Source organism: Bacillus sp. LLTC93 (assembly GCF_002993125.1).
In the GTDB taxonomy this organism is placed as follows: domain Bacteria; phylum Bacillota; class Bacilli; order Bacillales; family Bacillaceae; genus Bacillus; species Bacillus zhangzhouensis.
In genome coordinates this window covers 30491-46925 of sequence record NZ_PVME01000002.1, presented here as the reverse complement: position 1 = coordinate 46925, position 16435 = coordinate 30491, and the positions used below count along the sequence as shown (strand labels likewise).

The following is a 16435-nucleotide window of genomic DNA, read 5'->3' as shown; positions in this document are numbered from 1 at the left end:
GCCACAGCGGATACGGAGGAGGAGTAGAATAAATGGCGGAAACCAAAATGAACGTACAGCTACTCGCACATACGCAATTAAGCGATAAATTCTATCGATCCCTCGATCACGGAAAATACGATGCTATTCTCGAACGTTGTGACGGTAACCATTTCGATGATCACGGAGCAACCGATGGTCAAGCGATCGCCTTATCCGCAATCAGAACGTGCTACAGCGCAAACAAGCCGTCTGAAATCGTAGCCAAAGAAGGCGCCAAGTATTTCGGCTCTAAGGCGTCAGATGGCGGCGAGGGTACGGATGCCGACCGACTATTCCGGCAAATCGTCGCATCGAAGCATACGTCGACCTTGGAGCACCTAACGTTCACCTTTGCGATCGAAGGCGTAAGCCGCGCCCTATTAGCGCAATTAACACGCCACCGAGTCGGCTTTAGCTTCAGCGTCCAATCACAGCGTTATGTAAAGATGGGAAGCGGAAATAAATCGGGTGGATTCGATTACGTAGTCCCGGAAAAGGTAACTACCGTTAAAAAATCGGTTGACTTTGGTGATTACGAACTGACTGCGGATTATTTATTCGAAGACGCAATGCAAAAAGCGCAGGAAGCATACGATGATCTACGCAGAGCAGGCGTACCAGCCGAAGATGCCCGCGCTGTCCTACCGCAAGCCGCGACTACTAATCTCGTAATGACCGTTAATCTGCGTGCTCTACTAGACTTCTACGCTAAGAGACGGAAGGGTAACGGAGCACAGGCGGAAATCGCCGACCTAGCCGAAGCCTTGCGTCGTGCGGTAACCGAAGTCGAACCGTGGACTGCGCAATTCTTCGAGGGGGTGTCTGCATCGGTATAATGACGACCGTGACGCTTGCGTGCGGGTTACTTTGTACGCAGCAACCGGCGACCGACGAAAAGCCAGCGCCCATTTTAACGGCTGATCAAGCAGCCTTACAGCGGGCTAAGCAACGCATCAAGACGTTAGAGGACGAAGTGGAGGCGCTCAAAAAGCCGAAGGCTAAGAAACCTGCGGTCAAGAAGGCGCAAGCCAAGCTAAAACAACCGACGCAAACATACGAAGTGACTGCGTATACGAATGGCGTCGAGTCTACGGGCAAAAAACCCGGCCATTCCGACTACGGCGTCACGGCAAGCGGCGCGCGCACTAAAACGGGGCATACGATCGCCTGTCCGCCGTCAATGGCGTTTGGCACACGGCTGAACATCGAAGGCATCGGCGTCAGGACTTGCGAGGACCGAGGAGGCGCAATCACGGAAGGACATATCGATCTGTACGTTGCGGGCGTTTCTGAGGCGAAAGCATTCGGTCGTCAGCGGATAAAGGCGGAAATCATAACGAAATAGGGAGGCGGAATGATGAACATACACGTATTAAGGGACGAAAAGCTCGGCGTCGATCGCGAATATGTTGCGGTGAATAGGAACGCGGAGGTCGGCGAGAAGATCGTTGTAACTGAAGCTGAATACTGCGAAGGAGAAATTTACGAAATAGGTCATTACGGAAAAGTCTACGATGCTCATAGAGAAGGCGGAGTCAGCGTCGATTTCAACGGGTTTAATAACAGTTTCGTCTATGATGGCGGGAACTGGTTTGTCGGGGAGGAGGAAGTAAGCGCCTATCACGTGCTCGAACCGACCGACATCGTCCATATTGACGGCGATCGCTATCGTTTAGAAGATCGTAAGGCGGAAGTAGGCGAAAAGATTATCGTAACTAAAAGCGATGATTTTCCGATAGGTTTCGTCAGTTCCGTAAAAAATTTCGATGACAACTTTGACGACGGAACTTGTTTTTTGGAGGATGACCTTGGCGATACGGATTATTTTGACGGATCATGCGAATACTACAACGTCCTCACTCCGGTTCAAGACGCCCCTGAACCGAAAGAATCCGACGTTATCACCGTACTTGCCAATCTAGGCGCAGAGGTGGCGGAATTAAAGCGGAAAAACGAACAATTCGAAAAAGCTCTCGGATGGAACGAAATGGGGCCGGGGCACATCCCGAATCTACGCAACGGATTAAGCGAATTAAAGTCGGTTGTCTCGGTATTAGAAGAAAAGTATGAAACGGAGCTTGAACGTATGCAAGCGGAGGTCGACGCTCTCCATGAGGATAAAGCCCGTCTCGGCGAACAGCTCGCAACTCTAACGGCTGACATCGGCGGTAAAACGGAGCTTTCCGGTACCTTTATCGCGGACGTCATCATCGGCTTAAAGAGGGCCGGCCTATGAAACTCGCAATCACGGGTAAGCTAGGCGCGGGCAAAGACGTAGCCGTCGAATATCTCGTAGCTATGTACGAATTCTTTCCGTTCACGTTTTCCGCGAAAGGTAAGGCGCTATTCTACGAACTGTTTCCGGAACTACGCGGCGACGCCAAACAGCGCCAGCCTATGCGTGATTTCATTAACGGAATCACCGAATTAGACGTACCTGGCGCAAAAGACGTATGGGTCGATTATCTGTTCCGCCGCATAAAAGCACACGAGAAACTGCGATGCTGCCAAGATAGCCGCTTATTGATCACGGACATTCGGAAGCCGGCGGAATACGAACGCGCAAAGGCGGAGGGGTTTAAAATTCTACGTATTACTGCACCGTATGAAACACGTTTTGATCGCGCAAAAAGACGTGGCGACAAATTCAAAGCGGCTGATATGGGCCATCCGACAGAAACGGCGCTTGACGGATTCGAAGTCGATTATGAGATCGTAAATGACGGCTCATTAGACGACCTTTATGCGCGGCTGGACGAAATTATGGCCGGTCAGCTCAAAGAGAACGCGTAGGTACCTTTCGGATAAGCTAGGTGCGGCTGCTTAGCCGCTGCGCCATCACCGATCAAAAAGAAACGTAACGGCAGCTCACGATCTTCAAGACCGGCACCTTCTAAAACATGTCGAGCACGCTTGCTGTATGCGTCTTTATTGAACTCAAATGGTTGAACATCCGTCTTTACCATTTCAGGCTTAGCAACGACTAGGTAAGATACTTCTGCGTCGTAGCCGATCGTTAACTGGAATCGAGTGTTCGGCGGTATTCCAAGTAAAGCCCTAGCCGCTGCGTTAACGTATATTCTCTTCTGACTATCTAACGTTATGTAGGCGGTATTATTAACCGCGGAAATCCATTCTAATGCCATACGGGCGCACCTCGCTTATTTTATAAGACGATTATAGACGATTTACAGGCGGAAAGCAAACGAAGGAGGCGGTATTATTGGGCGAGTCAGTAACGGAGAAAATTAATCGTATATTTGGGATAGACGATTCATATAAAGCGCCATCAAAAATAATGGAAATTCTGTTCGATCGGGAGCGTCGTGAGAACGTATTTAAACAATTCGTAGCTGATCCGGCGCTTAACTGTACTGAGAAGGATGTGTTTCACGAATACTTCCAGGATGAGCACGCGGACAGGAAAACTAAGAAACAAGATTTTACTCCGCGTAGTGTCGCCGATCTTTTAGCGAGCGTTACCGGCGGCGGACTTGAATCTACTACCAGCTACGATGGGTGTGCGGGTACGGGAGGCCTTACGATTGCAAAATGGCAGTCTGATCGTATTAAGCACTCACCGTTTGATTACAAGCCTTCGTGGTATTTCTATCACTGCGAAGAGATGAGCGATCGCGCAATACCATTCCTGTTGTTCAATCTATTATTCCGGGGAATGAATGCCGTTGTCGTGCATTGTGATGTCTTAACAAGAAAAAGTAAAGGTGCGTTTTTTATCCAAAACGATCATGACGACTTTATGCATTTCTCATCACTTAACGTACTCCCATATACGGACTTCACCGCAGATGAGTTAGATGTGACTTGGGACGATGACTTAATTCCTTACGATGATCTAATCGAATCGGAAGAGATTCCCGAACATGTAATAAACCCAACAGAGTACGGCGCAGTTAGTGCCGAAACTAAATTCCTGCATTTACTATGCGGAATAGACGGAGAGGTGTCGTAATGGGCGCCTCGTCGAACAAGCCCGACCTGCATTTACGATATGAAACGCAGTATAAACTCGACGGACCCGACGGTGTCAAGGCGCTTCTAGCCGATTACACAACGCTCAGACAGCGACGCTTCTTAGGGGATACGGCTGCTTGCGATATTCTAATCGACCTAGAACGCGCTATTGAATTGGCGGCGTTGACCGGAAAGCAATACGAAGCACTGCGCTTGGTCTATTTCGATGACTTAACGCAAACACAGGCAGGCGTGGTGATGGGTATCGCTCAGCAGAACGTTAATAACTACTTAGATTACGCCTTAAGTAAAATCGCGGACATTTATTACTATTGGGCGTCACACGGAGAAGGTTACGGTAGTACGAAAGGGGCGGTTTGATGGCGGACGAATTAACGAAGGAAGAGATTGAGCAGTTACGTGATTATCTGCGTTGGTGTTACGACACTATGAACCACCCGAGAATCTCACCGAGAGTATTATCGATTTTACTGAACGCATATACGGAGGAGGGCGCCTAATTGACGAAGGAAGAACTACACGAAGCCATTACGGCTCTATACGAACGCACAAAAGCCGGCGCCTTAGAGCGCGAAACACGCATCGAAGAGATAAACGCTTTACTCGCGAAATACGACGGCACGCCGCCCGAAAACGCGTTAGAACGTCTGTCTGACTTAATCTTATACGAAGAACTATCGGATACGCGTCGCAATAAGATGTCGGCCGAAGAATACCCGATCATGTCCGAAAATCAAGAAAACAGACGCAAGGACGGCCGGCATGTACGTAAAAGACCCGAAGGAGCTGGTCGAGAGGTTTCGTTGCGTGAAGCTAGTTCTGTCGATATTGGCGGACGTAATTACAGACGTCCTGTTCGGAAAATATGGAGCAACAAAGATGTTAAATCACGAAACAGAAAACTACGTAAACGATACAACGCTTTTGTAAGCGGAAAGTCTAGCGGCCAGTTCACCGTAAATATAGCAACCGGCATCAAAACGGCAAGGACAGACGCAGCATATTAAAGGGAGGTCGTTTAAATGGATAATAAATCTGTAGAGAAAAATCTTGATCCGCCATATTCACCGGAAGACTACGCAGACGCAAAACGCAAAGGCTATGACTTAGATGATTGGGACGAGTATTGTAAATACTACGGAGTGGGAGAAGAAGAAACTTACGATTAGTAAATAGATGCTTTCTAGGCGCTCAATAGGCGTCTTTTGTTTTGCGATAAATACGAAAAGGGGCGTATGTATGACTCAAAGTAAACCACGTATTATTGACGTTAACACAGGCGAAGACCTATCCGGTATCTATTCGCTAAGACATCGCAATCAGGACGAGGCTTTCCGTCAGCAACTAAATAAAACGGAGGATCGGCGCGAATTTACTAACGCAGAAATGCCGAATATTAACGAAGTATATGACGTTCTCACAACAGCTCAATGCGGCTATTTGATGCTCCTACAATGCTACGTTGATTATGGCGGCCTTTTAATTAAGTCCAGCCACGATAAAACTCCGATGGATACCTCGGACATGATGGACGTACTTCAGCTTACGAAAAAGCGTCAGACTTTCTACGATTTCATTGCGGCGGCTGTTCAGCACGATATTATACGGAAGAATGACGCTGGCTACTCGGTAAATGAACGCTATCACTTTAAGGGGAATTTCCGCAGTCCTCACGTTGTTAAAATCTACAGCGCAAAGATTAAACGGGTGTACAGCGAAGTCAAAGCGACTGACATCGGTCTTATTTATCGAATGCTTCCGTATATTCACTTCGATACAAACGCATTATGCGAGAATCCTAACGAATCTAACCCGCGTGCTATCCGTTGGTTCAGTCGAGCCGGTCTAGCTGCCGCGATAGGTGTCGTACCGGATACGCTTGGTCGTCGTTTGAAGGCGATGAAGTTCGGAAGCGAATACGTTATTGCACGCGTTAAAGTCGGGAGTGAGCCGGAACGATACACGTTTTATCCTAACGTATTCTATCGTCAATCTAAAGCGCCGGATAAAACGTTGATTGCGTTATTTAACGTTGAGAAGGCGGGCTAATATGGTATGATTTTACTGCGGGAAGGTGTGACGTATGATCAAAGCGATCACTAAAACGGATGAACGCAAGCCGGGCGGTTCGCCGTCTAAATAAACGAAAAAGGACGCCTCTGAGGGCGTCTTTATTTTTGTGCTATATTCGTTTAGTCATTCCGCACTTCGAACATTTACGGAGGAAAACTCCGCCTTTAATCGAACTGTTAAACTTCGACGTATCGCAATTGTCGCACCGTCCGCTCTTAACGTCGGGTATATCGCGCATATCATAAACGACAGATACGTCATAATCGCCTGGCTGCGGTCTATTCACGTCTTTCACCTCACAACCTTCGTATTATAACGTATCTTTGCGCTTATTTAAACAACCTTCCGAAAGCCCTTCCGACGCTGCGTCGCATGATGCGTCCTCCTACGTCGTTTTTCTTCACTGCGTTTACGTCGCCCAAAAATCTAGCCCATCCGTACAAGAATCTGCGGAATTTCATATCGTCGTCCTCCTTATCGCGTCACTGCGAAACTTTTCGAATAGTATGTGCCGGTATGCTTCGTTTTGCCTGCGTTGCTGTACGCCTTTAGTTTAATGCGATATTGCCCCGTAATCATTGTCGAAATGTAAAATCGTTTGGTGGGCGTGCTTTTAACGAACTCGCCGCTTTGCGTTTGCTTCGTTTTCCACCCGTCAGTATAGAGCTGCTGCAAATACATCGTGTAATATACGCGTTTTCCGCTGCTTTTCGATGCCACTACGTCGACCGTCTTTGCGCCGGGCATATAGTATGGTGCGTCAACTTTGACCGTAATGGAATTCGAGGCCGCGCTTGCTGGCGTTGTCGTACCGAGAATCACTAAGACCACCGCGATTGTTATCGTAATAAAACGTTTCATTTTACGTCATCTCCTTCGAGGGTTATTAGGGTTATATCGTATCCGAACGCGATTAGAGCGAGTCTAAAGCCGAAGTCGAAGCCGGCAGGTGCGTCGTCGCGTTCTCTTTTAAATAGTTCGGCGGCTCGTTCGAGTGATTTCGTTGAGGCCACCGAGCCGTCTAAAGCCGTTAATTTCACGTCCACTAAGCGATCTCCTCCTCGATGTTTAGAAGGCCGCCGCAGTTCGGACATTTAGCGGCGGGTTCGATTTCTACGTCTAGCCGGGCGAATGAACAGCCCGGGCAATTATACTCGATCATATTCAACGATTCCTCCACGATTTTAGTACGTCAGAGCCGTCTAATTAGCGTCGTAATAGTCTAGGCTGTACCGGCTGCTCGACGTCTTATTTTATTAGCGATTTTACTGCGACCGCAAAGCCGAAAATAATTAACGTAACGACGGCTGCGAAGTCAATCGGCTGCATAGAACCGTAATCCGTGAACGCGATCCAAACGACCAAAACGATAATGAGCAACGTATCAACCGTATTAATTTTGCGCATGTGTGGTATAATTGATTGAACCGGGGCTTAGCGCCCCGTCCGTTTACTTGCGACGTTTCTTCTTGGAGGGAGACCGTCGCTTTTTCTTTGCCTTCTTGCGTAATGACGTGATTTCCATTGCGGTTTTGATGATCGCCAACCACGACGCAAGTAAGACGGATATTTTAGTAGCCAGTTCAATCAATTCGTGCACCTCCTTTCTGTACCTTTATTATACGATATCGTATAACGTATGTCAACGGATATTGCGAAAAAATATTCGATATCGTATAATTACTTATATAAATACGGAGGTGATGCGGATGGGCAAGCGCATAAACGTAAGGCCGCGTCTGAAAGAACTAATGAAGGCGGATGGCTGGACGCAAACAAGGCTGTCTGAAGCGTCGGGCGTTCCGCAGGGTTCTATCTCGCGGTTCGATTCGAATGGGCGGCACGAAGATTGGCAGGTCGTTGCGATCATGAAGGCGGGCGGGTGGAAGTACGAAGATCTATTCGAAATAGAGGACGAAGGAGACGAAAAGTAGGGACGTTCAAGGCGAGCGTTTCTTTTTCGTGTTCTGTTTTCGCCACACTGAACGTATTGATATACGTATAAATGAATAAAAATGCGTATGTGTTTCGTAGACAATACGTGTTGGTATACGCTCATTCTCAATTACGCACTTATAACTGATAATCAATACGACTTCATTCGTACAAAATCGCCAAAAGTACGACTTCATTCGTACAAGCGAAAACGTGGTTGGCGCCTAGAGCCGCGTGGGATACAGCGTTTTGAGGACGGAAATTACTTCTTATCTTCTAAATCTAAAACCTAGTGATCCTCCGCTACGCTACGTCTCACATATACGCAATATGTATAATGAATGTATATTTGCGGGCGAGGCGGAGCCGAGGGCGCTGTACTTAAATACATACGGAAATGAGTACGTTAAGAGGACGGCTAATAGACGAAAATAACTCCGTATATTAGTGTAATACCTACGAATATGTGTCCTATATAATGAGGACGTAAATGAACGTAACATACTAACGGTAGGGTGACGTATAAGAAGACGATAGGCAGCAGTTTAACCAACGGATAGGGTACCGACATACAGGCGCTATGTAACGGCAGGCACAGGCGGTGTATATAATATAGTACGAAGGCGGTCGGTAGGGTGACGGTGGTATACCGGTTAGCAATGCCGATCACCAAGCAAGCGCCGCCAGCGGACGAGGCCTCCGAAAACTCGAGGGGTCAGAAGCCGAAGTCAATCCGTTTATGCACGATCCTATACATACCGGCCGGCATAGGTAGCCCGCACGAATGGCGGCGTGGCGGGGCTGGTGCGGTGCATAAAACAAATACGATTCATTGCGCTGATCAAACGGCATCCGACCGCGATGCATAAACGTTCGTCATCAATGCGAATGTAACAGAAAGTCTTTTTGTTACTTTCGTTATGCAACGTTATGAATGCGTTATTCAATAATAAATGCGGAAAATAGACGAAGCCGCCCGCCCCCAAGCGCCCCGGCCAAAAACGCGGAATCTAGTAAACAAAACTTGCGCACAATTTTTTAAACTCGGGGTGTTAATCGTCTGGCCCTACGTAGACGTACGTTAATCATCCGAAGTTTATCGGAAGGGCTAGAGGGTTAATACGCTAATTAAACGGAGGGTCTGACGTGAAAAGAATCGAGCCGGTACGGCTGAATTTCGGAACTGACGCAGAAGTAGAAGCTTTTTCATCTTGGCTATGTAAAGATCGTCCGATGACGGAGTCGGAAAAAAGCGTGCGTACTTTAATTGCGAATCATAAAAGAGCGAAAGGGAGGACGTTAGGATGATCGATGAAATTGACCGATGTATTCAAATCGCCGAAAACGTTTATGTGAGCGACGACAGCAGTGATTCATTTCGAGAATCGTTCGGAGAAAACGCCTCGGAAGTGTTGGCGAGTTTATACACGAAATATGTGCCGGATCGGGTACCGACGGAACAACTCTCCGGTTCCTTATTATGCGTATATCTTTATAGCGTAGATTCAGACGACCTTAAAATGTGGGTGCAGAAAGCTCCGTTATTTGTAGGCGATTTCGGACAGGTGTGTCTTATCGTTTGGGAAACGGAGGCGATCGCCCATGATCACGCTACCTAATTTCGTCACCTGCGACGCATGCAAACAACGAACTGCCGTCGTATTAAAAGAACGGGACGTACGAAAAGGCATCGTCGAAACGTACTTTGACTGCATCGTTTGCGGCACGCATTATCCGACCGCGATCACGAATAGTGCGCTACGGACGAAAATAGAGACGCTGAAGCAATTACGGCTGAAGGACGGCTCAGAACCGGCGGCAATCGACGCGTTAAAAGCGGAAATAACCGCCGATATGAAAGTATTGCGGGAACGGTACGGACTAGCATAACGATTTTAACACGTAAAATGCACGAAATTAGACGTTTTAGTAGCCGACTAGGGTATTCGTAAGGGTGGGCGGTTAAAAGCGTTGATTTCGTGTGATTTTTAACGCAATCAGAACGAGGCTTCCGGTAAGCGCCGGAGGTCTTTTTGTGCTTGCGTTTAAAGGCGCAGCAATAAAACGGACAAAGGGGATGACGTGAATGGCGGAAAACAAACGCGAATCAGTCGGCAATTTAAACGTAAAGGTAGACGTAGATGTTTCGGAGGCTATCAAAGGACTCAAAGCGGTCCAGCGTGCAGCAAAAGACGCTACGAAGGCATTGGCGGAATTAGAAGCGGCGATGAAAGGATACGAGAAGGCGCAGAAAAACGACCGACTAATCGGCGTAGACATAGGGGCTGTCGGCTATGATAGATCGGTGGTACACGCAGGGCCTAACAAATTAATCGGATACGGTACTTTACCGACAAAAAGCACCACGACCTAAATCGCGATGCTCTCGTATGCGTCAGAAATCTCGTCGGCCGTGATACCGATATATTTCAACGTATCTTTTTCGGACGAATGCCCGAGAATCGCCATGATCCGGTCGACCGCGATATCCATTTCATACAAACGGTAGCCAAACGTCTTTCTAAGCGTGTGAGTACCGATGTTGCCGATATTTTTAGCGATCTCGGCGCGTTCGGCTGCTTCGTTTAGAATGCGGTAGGCTTGGACGCGGCTGATTGGCTTTGCGCCCTTGCGACTTGCAAATACGAAGTCAACGTCGGCGCCTTCGAGGTCATTGACGATCTTTTTAACAGCGTCCGAGAACGTAATGACACGCGTTTTTCCTCGCTTGGCTTCGGTTATTTTAAGAGACGTTTGGCCGCGAAGATCGCCGACCTTAAGCGAAAGTAAATCGGAGATTCTCAGCCCAAAAGCAGTCCCTAACTGCAACAATAGACGGTTGCGCCCCGGTTTGAGGGCGTTTTTTAATTTATTGAAATCGCGTTTACTTTTGATCGGGTTCACTTCGTTAGCCATACGTTTCACTCCAATGTACTTTAATTATTTTTAAGTTACATTCATTATACGATAACGAATACGACAAGTCAACGGAAAATAGACGGGAAGGAGGCGGTAACTTGGCGTATATAAACGGAAAGTTTTTAGAACGTGAAGAAAGACAAGCTCGAATTGAAGCGGTCACGGAGCGGTTGAAGAAACTACGCGACATAATCAAAGCCGGAAAACACTCGGACTATCACGTCGATCTTATGCGGAAGGATCGTGACGAACTCATTAAATTGAAACGTGTTCATCGCGCCGAAGTCGATATGCTCTATTTCTTCTACGAGTATTTTTCGGAAGCAAGAAACCCGGGAAATCCGGACAATCTTGTGCCGACGACCGCAGTAGACATGGACGATGCGCCGAATTTCCACGCCAAGTTATCGTCGATCCTTGACTCGGTATCTAACCGTAATAAAACGGCCCGTATCGCTTGGGCGGCTTCGAGGGGACACGCAAAGTCAGCGTATCTATCGAATGCCTATCCGGTGCGTGAAATCGTCTATAAAAAACGGCGCATGATTTTGATTATCTCGGAAACGAACGCCGGATCGATCAAGTTCATTAAATGGGTCGCGGGACAGCTTAAGTACAATCAAAAGCTACGCGAAGACTTTGGCGAGGTCCTTTACGAACAAAAAACGCGTAACGAAAAGGATTCCGAGACGGCCTTTATTACTACGACCGGAATCAAAATGGAAGCGACGTCCCTCGGAACTCAGATTCGGGGATTCCGTAATGGTTCGCAGCGACCGGATTTAATCTTACTAGACGATTTGGAGTCGCTGGATTCTACCAATACGCCTGAGTTGCGGCAAAAGGCGAAGGACTGGTTAAATCAAGACCTTATGCCAGCGGGTGATCCTACGAAAACAGCGTTTATTTTCATGGGAACACTTGTACATTTCGATAGTTTGCTGAACTACGTATTGAACGAACGTCGTGATTTCATCAAGAATAGCTTCCCCGCAATCATTAAGCCGCCAAAGCGAGCCGATTTGTGGGCGGAATTCGAGCGCATTTATGAGAATTACGTACCTAGCGATGAAGAAATCGAAGAGCTGATGCAGGCAGAATCGGAAGACTCGATGTCTACACCGAATGCAAGGGCGGCACTTCGTTTTTATGAAGAAAATAAGGAGGCAATGGACGAAGGCGCAGAGGTTTTGTGGCCCGATCGTTTCCCTTTGCCAGCTCTATTAATAGAAAAGGCTAATATTAAAACAAAAGCATTTAACACGGAGTTTATGAATAACCCAATCGATGAGGAATCGCAGTTATTTAAGCCGGATTCTTTTTCGTATTGGTCTGACTTCACAATGGATCACAAAGAATATGCGGTTTATATGGGCGTAGATTTTGCGATGGGTAAAGAACGCGGCGACTTCTCGGCGATTGTGACGATAGCGAAGCATAAAAAGACCGGAAAGATATATGTCATTGACGCATACGGAGAACGTATTCATCCCGATAAGTTTTTACGAAAAATTGTCGAGAAGGTCGTGGAATATCAACCGGATCGTATTGCTGCTGAATCGCAAATGGCTCAGGAGTTTTTCGTTGATACGCTTAAACGCGAGTTAGTCATACAAGGTTATCCGGCGGGATCGCGAGTCACAAAAATAAATCAACGATCGCGAAAAGAACTTCGAATAGAAGCCCTCATGCCGCAGATCGAAAAAGGCGAGATCGAATTTCATCGCAGTCAAAAGCTTTTACTCGAGCAGTTTGAGCGCTACGGTTCAAATTGGCACGATGACCTACCGGATGCGTTAGAGATGGCGGTGAGTGTCAGTAAACGAGCGAAAACGGTGCTTCAGGCGAAGCCGAAGTATATGTAACGAAAGGAGGACGTTAAATGTCGAGAGTTAAGCAGCTAGAGGCGCAATTATCGTTTGAGAAACGGAAAGCGGCCCAGGCATGCGCTTTGAATGAAATTATGCCGGAAGGCGGCGAGAAGAAAACGCAGGAGCAACTCGCAGAAGAACTAGGGATGTCGCGAATGGGGTTGTATCGATGGCGAACGCAAGATCCAACGTTCATTGAATACATGAATTTGTTAGCAGACGATATGCTTTCGAGTCACAGATCGGAAGTATACGGTCAATTAATGAAGCTGATCAAGGGCCCGCAACCATCCGTTAAAGCGATTGACTTATTTATGAAACGATACGGACTGCTTACCGAAAAGCAAATTATTACCGACAACACAACAACCGACGAGTCAGTCGATGATATTCAAAATGAAGCGGATAAGTTAGACGCACTTCTGAAGGAGGAATAAGCGATGGGTTTTACGGACTTTTTTAAGCACCGCAACCATGAACCCGACGACGGATCGCATACTAAGACGTACAGTATCATCCGACCCGGCGCGCAGTTTCCTCCGGCTGATTCAATTGAACGACTAGCGAAATATCGGCGCATGAAAAAGTTGTTTGAGGGGCGTCAGCGAGACGTCTATGAGCGTGCGACCGACGTTCTTAAGGATTCGCCGCAAGCCGAGCAACTAAAGAAGCTATATATCGCGGTAAATCTTGCCGACATTCTCGTCACGAAGCCGGCGGATCTTCTCGTAGGCGAACCGGTTCAGTTCGAAAGCGGGCTACCCGACGACAGCGAAGAACAAAAAGCGCTCAATCGCTACGTAGAAGAAAACGATATTAACCAGCTTCTTCACGAAAGCGCAACGGCTAATGGTTTCCGCGGCGATTCATGGTTTAAGGTTCGATATGGCTACCGTCAAGATTTTACGGAAGTTGAGAAGCTCGGACTACCGATGCCGGCAGACGCCGAAATGGAAGCGATTATTGAACACGTTAGCGCTGGCGCAGTTTTTCCGGAGTTTAGCGTCGGGAACGTCAAGAAGCTAAAAGCGGTCAATATTGCGCAAGTTGAATGGGTTGAGACGGAGAAGACGGAGATTCCGTTTTTAAATGTCGAACGTCATGTGCCGGGATATATCCTATACTCGCGATATCGGTTGTACGAAAACGGAGTTGATACCTCAACTGGCATGTCTTTATCCGTATATACCATCGGCGAACAACTACCGACGGGTCGCGAAGAAGATATTGAGGAAACGCATTTGCCCCATATTCCGGTCTTTCATGTACCGTACAAGTCGATCGACGACGAGTTCTTCGGAATTGGCGGATTAGAGAAGTTAGAAACGACCTTTGCTGCGATTAATGATCGCCTAGTGCAGATCGACTATATCTTATGGAAACATAGCGATCCTACAGCGTATGGTCCGGAGATTCAAGACGATGGAGACACCGTTCGATTCGGTGGAGCTTATATTTCGGTGACAAAAGAAGACCATACGCCGGGGTATATGGTATGGCAAGCGCAACTCGACGCGGCTTTTAAGGAACTCGATGTTCTTTTAAGTACCGTCTTTATGATGTCGGAAACGCCGCAGTGGCTTTTCGGAACTACGATGTCGGGCGATAATTCAGGCGGAACAGGAACGTCTCATACAGATGGCGCCGCAATTAAAGCACGTTTTATGCCGATTCTTTCGAAAGTAAAACGCATAAGAGCTCACTATGATAAAGCGGTCCGAGATGCGCTTTGGACGTGCATGCTCTTAGAAAAGGCGGTCAAGCGAATCAAGATTGACGAAGCTGTTTATCCCCGCGCAATTTGGAACGACGGTATTCCGCGGAATGAAAAAGAGCTTGCGGAAATCATGGAAATCAGAACGGCAGGCAAGCCGACTATTGACGTTCGGGACGCAATCAAGGCGATGGATGACGTTGATGATGAAAAGGCGGACGAAATCATGAGACGTATTGAAGAAGACGAAACTTCCGCAAATGGTTTTGTAGACGCGTCGATCTTTAACGAACCTGAAGCGCCGCCGGAACCCGAGGACGATGAGTAATGGCGAAAGTACCGGCACCTAACTACGATTATCAAACGAAGCAGCTTGCCGGCTATTATCGTTCCGCCATAAAAGACATTCTCGCCGAGCTCGATCGCGTTGATATTTCGGATTTCCGCCGAGCCAATGCACTTGCTACGCTTCAGTCAATCAGCGGTATTTTAGCCGACCTCGATACAAAGTCGGCGCGGTGGGTTAGTGAAAACGTGCCTATCGCCGCAAACGAAGGCGTAATCAATACGCTTGTAGCGCTTAAGGTCGCTGAGACAGTTGAACAAGCGGCCCTTATCGTAAAATTCAACGAACTAAACGAAGCGATGGTCGCGGCTGCTATTGCGGATACGCAAGCGGACCTTTTAGCCGTCACGCAGAACGTAGATCGGAAGACAAAAGCCGCGGTACGCCGTGCCGTTTCCGATTCCATTAAGTACAACATGGCGTCGGGTACAAACGGACGACGGACGATCCGAGACGACATAAAGAAACGCCTCAAAGAATCGGTCGTGACCGGAATAGTCGACGCAAAAGGTCGGCGCTGGAAGCCGGAAGTATACGCCGACATGGTGACCAGAACGAAAATGATGCAGACATACCGCGAAGCAACGACTAACGAAGCCGTCGATCGCGGCGTTTTGTATGCGCAAATATCGGCACATAGCGCCAAAGACGCCTGCCGCGGTCATGAAGGCGAGATCATAAAGTTGACGCCGGAAGCGCCTGGCAATTTTAAAACCTACGAAGAACTACAGGCGACGGGCGAGATATTTCATCCGCGTTGTAAGCATGTATATTCACCGATTAGAGATGTCGGTTTATTGTCCGAACGTTAAGACGTTAAACTAAACGGCTGTTTTATCTAATAGGCGACGGCCTTAAAACGGTTGGAGGACGATATGTTTGTAAAACGATTTATGCCGTTATTTGACGCAGATGATCAAGCGGGAGGTGGGCAGGCGGAAGAACAAACGCCGACTCAACCAAGCGAGGATCAGCCGAAGAAGATCGAACTCACGCAAGAAGAACTCGACGCGATGATTACCAAACGCATTAGCCGTACGGAATCTAAATATGCAGATTACGGGGAGCTAAAAGAAAAATTATCCGCGTATGAGAAAGCGGAGCAAGAAAAGGCAGACGCAGAATTAACGGAACTAGACCGCATTAAAAAGGAACTCGAAGCGAAGTCGGAGGTTGAACTAACGCTCACGCAGCAAATTGAGGAGCTTAAAAAGGCGGGCGAACAAGAAAAGATTACGAACGCGTTCATTAAGTCGGCTACGTCGGCTAATATCGCGTACCTAGACGATGCATTGCGCTTGGCTGATTTAAGTGGCGTTTCGGTAGAAGACGGGAAGGTTGTCGGAGTCGAGGCCGTAGTTAAGGCGTTGGTTGAAGAAAAGCCATTCCTTATTGCGCAGAAGCCGAAACCGATCGGACAAAGTACGAATTCAGGGACGGATAAGATCGACAAAACGCCGGATCAGCTTATTAAAGAAGCCGAAGAAAAAGCACGTAAAAGCGGTCGTACAGAAGATCTCGCAGCGGTGGCCCAATTAAAAAGACAGTTAAGAAAATGAG

General features: G+C 47.7%; 25 protein-coding genes. 18 read left to right on the top strand and 7 right to left on the bottom strand.

Going from position 1 to position 16435, the window contains the following annotated elements; translation table 11 throughout:
* Positions 1-32 precede the first annotated feature (32 nt).
* The 4 genes from thyX to C6W18_RS05380 are packed head-to-tail and all read left to right on the top strand — an operon-like array spanning position 33 to position 2814.
* Positions 33-857 carry an FAD-dependent thymidylate synthase gene (thyX, locus tag C6W18_RS05395; RefSeq protein WP_223251643.1) on the top strand — a complete coding sequence of 275 codons (825 nt, stop codon included), beginning with the start codon at positions 33-35 and terminating at the stop codon, positions 855-857.
* Complete coding sequence (locus C6W18_RS05390; RefSeq protein ID WP_105926498.1) at positions 857-1366, top strand: 3D domain-containing protein; 510 nt, start codon at positions 857-859, stop codon at positions 1364-1366. Before thyX ends, C6W18_RS05390 begins: the two co-directional genes overlap by 1 nt.
* A gap of 12 nt (positions 1367-1378) precedes the next feature.
* The gene (locus C6W18_RS05385; protein ID WP_189318050.1) at positions 1379-2257 is read left to right on the top strand and encodes a BAR domain-containing protein; all 879 of its coding nucleotides are present in this window, start codon (positions 1379-1381) and stop codon (positions 2255-2257) included.
* Positions 2254-2814, top strand: coding sequence for a nucleoside/nucleotide kinase family protein (locus tag C6W18_RS05380; RefSeq protein WP_105926494.1), 561 nt, complete (start codon positions 2254-2256; stop codon positions 2812-2814). The genes C6W18_RS05385 and C6W18_RS05380 overlap by 4 nt, the downstream gene beginning before the upstream one ends.
* Here C6W18_RS05380 and C6W18_RS05375 read toward each other — a convergent pair.
* Entirely contained in the window at positions 2793-3167 is a 375-nt protein-coding gene (locus C6W18_RS05375) for a hypothetical protein (protein WP_105926492.1), read from the bottom strand. The genes C6W18_RS05380 and C6W18_RS05375 overlap by 22 nt on opposite strands.
* A gap of 77 nt (positions 3168-3244) precedes the next feature.
* On the opposite strand from C6W18_RS05375, the gene C6W18_RS05370 reads away from it, so the two are divergent.
* The 5 genes from C6W18_RS05370 to C6W18_RS20270 all read left to right on the top strand — a co-directional run bounded on the left by C6W18_RS05370 (position 3245) and on the right by C6W18_RS20270 (position 6066).
* Positions 3245-3994, top strand: a complete 750-nt coding sequence (locus C6W18_RS05370; protein WP_105926490.1) for an N-6 DNA methylase — start codon at positions 3245-3247, stop codon at positions 3992-3994.
* Positions 3994-4377, top strand: a complete 384-nt coding sequence (locus C6W18_RS05365) for a sigma factor-like helix-turn-helix DNA-binding protein (protein ID WP_105926488.1) — start codon at positions 3994-3996, stop codon at positions 4375-4377. The genes C6W18_RS05370 and C6W18_RS05365 overlap by 1 nt, the downstream gene beginning before the upstream one ends.
* A 140-nt stretch (positions 4378-4517) precedes the next feature.
* The gene (locus C6W18_RS05360; RefSeq protein ID WP_105926486.1) at positions 4518-5024 is read left to right on the top strand and encodes a hypothetical protein; all 507 of its coding nucleotides are present in this window, start codon (positions 4518-4520) and stop codon (positions 5022-5024) included.
* Between the two features lie 15 nt (positions 5025-5039).
* Positions 5040-5186, top strand: a complete 147-nt coding sequence (locus tag C6W18_RS19975) for a hypothetical protein (RefSeq protein WP_189318049.1) — start codon at positions 5040-5042, stop codon at positions 5184-5186.
* Positions 5187-5541: 355 nt separating this feature from the next.
* Positions 5542-6066, top strand: coding sequence for a hypothetical protein (locus C6W18_RS20270; protein WP_223251642.1), 525 nt, complete (start codon positions 5542-5544; stop codon positions 6064-6066).
* A gap of 133 nt (positions 6067-6199) precedes the next feature.
* Here C6W18_RS20270 and C6W18_RS20265 read toward each other — a convergent pair whose 3' ends face one another.
* From C6W18_RS20265 to C6W18_RS19965, 5 genes are all read right to left on the bottom strand, one after another.
* Positions 6200-6328, bottom strand: a complete 129-nt coding sequence (locus C6W18_RS20265) for a DUF8096 family protein (RefSeq protein WP_223251665.1) — start codon at positions 6326-6328, stop codon at positions 6200-6202.
* Positions 6329-6564: 236 nt separating this feature from the next.
* Positions 6565-6912 (bottom strand): hypothetical protein, encoded by a 348-nt coding sequence (locus C6W18_RS05350; protein ID WP_142392786.1) that lies wholly within the window; start codon positions 6910-6912, stop codon positions 6565-6567.
* 35 nt (positions 6913-6947) lie between these two features.
* Entirely contained in the window at positions 6948-7136 is a 189-nt protein-coding gene (locus tag C6W18_RS05345; RefSeq protein WP_105926480.1) for a hypothetical protein, read from the bottom strand.
* A 202-nt stretch (positions 7137-7338) separates the two neighbouring features.
* Complete coding sequence (locus C6W18_RS19970; protein WP_189318048.1) at positions 7339-7497, bottom strand: hypothetical protein; 159 nt, start codon at positions 7495-7497, stop codon at positions 7339-7341.
* 43 nt (positions 7498-7540) lie between these two features.
* Entirely contained in the window at positions 7541-7681 is a 141-nt protein-coding gene (locus C6W18_RS19965; protein WP_186320273.1) for a hypothetical protein, read from the bottom strand.
* 118 nt (positions 7682-7799) lie between these two features.
* On the opposite strand from C6W18_RS19965, the gene C6W18_RS05340 reads away from it, so the two are divergent.
* The 4 genes from C6W18_RS05340 to C6W18_RS05320 all read left to right on the top strand — a co-directional run bounded on the left by C6W18_RS05340 (position 7800) and on the right by C6W18_RS05320 (position 10399).
* On the top strand, positions 7800-8024 hold the full coding sequence (locus C6W18_RS05340) for a helix-turn-helix domain-containing protein (protein ID WP_105926478.1): 225 nt from the start codon (positions 7800-7802) through the stop codon (positions 8022-8024).
* Between the two features lie 1305 nt (positions 8025-9329).
* Positions 9330-9644: a hypothetical protein gene (locus tag C6W18_RS05330; protein WP_105926474.1), complete on the top strand. Its 315-nt coding sequence runs from the start codon at positions 9330-9332 to the stop codon at positions 9642-9644.
* Positions 9628-9915, top strand: a complete 288-nt coding sequence (locus tag C6W18_RS05325; RefSeq protein WP_105926473.1) for a hypothetical protein — start codon at positions 9628-9630, stop codon at positions 9913-9915. The genes C6W18_RS05330 and C6W18_RS05325 overlap by 17 nt, the downstream gene beginning before the upstream one ends.
* A gap of 196 nt (positions 9916-10111) precedes the next feature.
* The gene (locus C6W18_RS05320; protein ID WP_105926471.1) at positions 10112-10399 is read left to right on the top strand and encodes a hypothetical protein; all 288 of its coding nucleotides are present in this window, start codon (positions 10112-10114) and stop codon (positions 10397-10399) included.
* Here the strand turns inward: C6W18_RS05320 and C6W18_RS05315 are convergent.
* A complete protein-coding gene (locus C6W18_RS05315; protein WP_105926469.1) occupies positions 10396-10941 on the bottom strand; it encodes a tyrosine-type recombinase/integrase in 546 nt (181 codons plus the stop codon). The two genes, C6W18_RS05320 and C6W18_RS05315, sit on opposite strands and share 4 nt — an antisense overlap.
* A 101-nt stretch (positions 10942-11042) precedes the next feature.
* Here C6W18_RS05315 and terL point away from each other — a divergent pair, with 101 nt between their 5' ends.
* From terL to C6W18_RS05290, 5 genes are all read left to right on the top strand, one after another.
* Positions 11043-12809 (top strand): phage terminase large subunit, encoded by a 1767-nt coding sequence (gene terL / locus C6W18_RS05310; protein ID WP_105926467.1) that lies wholly within the window; start codon positions 11043-11045, stop codon positions 12807-12809.
* Positions 12810-12826: 17 nt separating this feature from the next.
* Positions 12827-13252 carry a phBC6A51 family helix-turn-helix protein gene (locus C6W18_RS05305; protein ID WP_105926465.1) on the top strand — a complete coding sequence of 142 codons (426 nt, stop codon included), beginning with the start codon at positions 12827-12829 and terminating at the stop codon, positions 13250-13252.
* 3 nt (positions 13253-13255) lie between these two features.
* Positions 13256-14857, top strand: coding sequence for a phage portal protein (locus tag C6W18_RS05300; RefSeq protein WP_105926463.1), 1602 nt, complete (start codon positions 13256-13258; stop codon positions 14855-14857).
* Positions 14857-15687: a phage minor capsid protein gene (locus C6W18_RS05295; protein ID WP_105926461.1), complete on the top strand. Its 831-nt coding sequence runs from the start codon at positions 14857-14859 to the stop codon at positions 15685-15687. Before C6W18_RS05300 ends, C6W18_RS05295 begins: the two co-directional genes overlap by 1 nt.
* 63 nt (positions 15688-15750) lie before the next feature.
* Positions 15751-16434: a phage scaffolding protein gene (locus tag C6W18_RS05290; RefSeq protein WP_189318047.1), complete on the top strand. Its 684-nt coding sequence runs from the start codon at positions 15751-15753 to the stop codon at positions 16432-16434.
* Position 16435 lies beyond the last annotated feature (1 nt).

Excerpts from the sequence above, each read along its gene's own strand:
- C6W18_RS19970 (WP_189318048.1), bottom strand. The coding sequence starts at position 7,497 with ATGCGCAAAATTAATACGGTTGATACGTTGCTCATTATCGTTTTGGTC.
- C6W18_RS05320 (WP_105926471.1), top strand. The coding sequence starts at position 10,112 with ATGGCGGAAAACAAACGCGAATCAGTCGGCAATTTAAACGTAAAGGTA.
- C6W18_RS05315 (WP_105926469.1), bottom strand. The coding sequence starts at position 10,941 with ATGGCTAACGAAGTGAACCCGATCAAAAGTAAACGCGATTTCAATAAA.
- C6W18_RS05340 (WP_105926478.1), top strand. The coding sequence starts at position 7,800 with ATGGGCAAGCGCATAAACGTAAGGCCGCGTCTGAAAGAACTAATGAAG.
- C6W18_RS05305 (WP_105926465.1), top strand. The coding sequence starts at position 12,827 with ATGTCGAGAGTTAAGCAGCTAGAGGCGCAATTATCGTTTGAGAAACGG.
- thyX (WP_223251643.1), top strand. The coding sequence starts at position 33 with ATGGCGGAAACCAAAATGAACGTACAGCTACTCGCACATACGCAATTA.
- C6W18_RS05365 (WP_105926488.1), top strand. The coding sequence starts at position 3,994 with ATGGGCGCCTCGTCGAACAAGCCCGACCTGCATTTACGATATGAAACG.
- C6W18_RS05375 (WP_105926492.1), bottom strand. The coding sequence starts at position 3,167 with ATGGCATTAGAATGGATTTCCGCGGTTAATAATACCGCCTACATAACG.
- C6W18_RS05380 (WP_105926494.1), top strand. The coding sequence starts at position 2,254 with ATGAAACTCGCAATCACGGGTAAGCTAGGCGCGGGCAAAGACGTAGCC.
- C6W18_RS20265 (WP_223251665.1), bottom strand. The coding sequence starts at position 6,328 with ATGCGCGATATACCCGACGTTAAGAGCGGACGGTGCGACAATTGCGAT.
- C6W18_RS05325 (WP_105926473.1), top strand. The coding sequence starts at position 9,628 with ATGATCACGCTACCTAATTTCGTCACCTGCGACGCATGCAAACAACGA.
- C6W18_RS19975 (WP_189318049.1), top strand. The coding sequence starts at position 5,040 with ATGGATAATAAATCTGTAGAGAAAAATCTTGATCCGCCATATTCACCG.
- C6W18_RS20270 (WP_223251642.1), top strand. The coding sequence starts at position 5,542 with ATGATGGACGTACTTCAGCTTACGAAAAAGCGTCAGACTTTCTACGAT.
- C6W18_RS05300 (WP_105926463.1), top strand. The coding sequence starts at position 13,256 with ATGGGTTTTACGGACTTTTTTAAGCACCGCAACCATGAACCCGACGAC.
- C6W18_RS05385 (WP_189318050.1), top strand. The coding sequence starts at position 1,379 with ATGAACATACACGTATTAAGGGACGAAAAGCTCGGCGTCGATCGCGAA.
- C6W18_RS05290 (WP_189318047.1), top strand. The coding sequence starts at position 15,751 with ATGTTTGTAAAACGATTTATGCCGTTATTTGACGCAGATGATCAAGCG.
- C6W18_RS05295 (WP_105926461.1), top strand. The coding sequence starts at position 14,857 with ATGGCGAAAGTACCGGCACCTAACTACGATTATCAAACGAAGCAGCTT.
- C6W18_RS05390 (WP_105926498.1), top strand. The coding sequence starts at position 857 with ATGACGACCGTGACGCTTGCGTGCGGGTTACTTTGTACGCAGCAACCG.
- C6W18_RS05330 (WP_105926474.1), top strand. The coding sequence starts at position 9,330 with ATGATCGATGAAATTGACCGATGTATTCAAATCGCCGAAAACGTTTAT.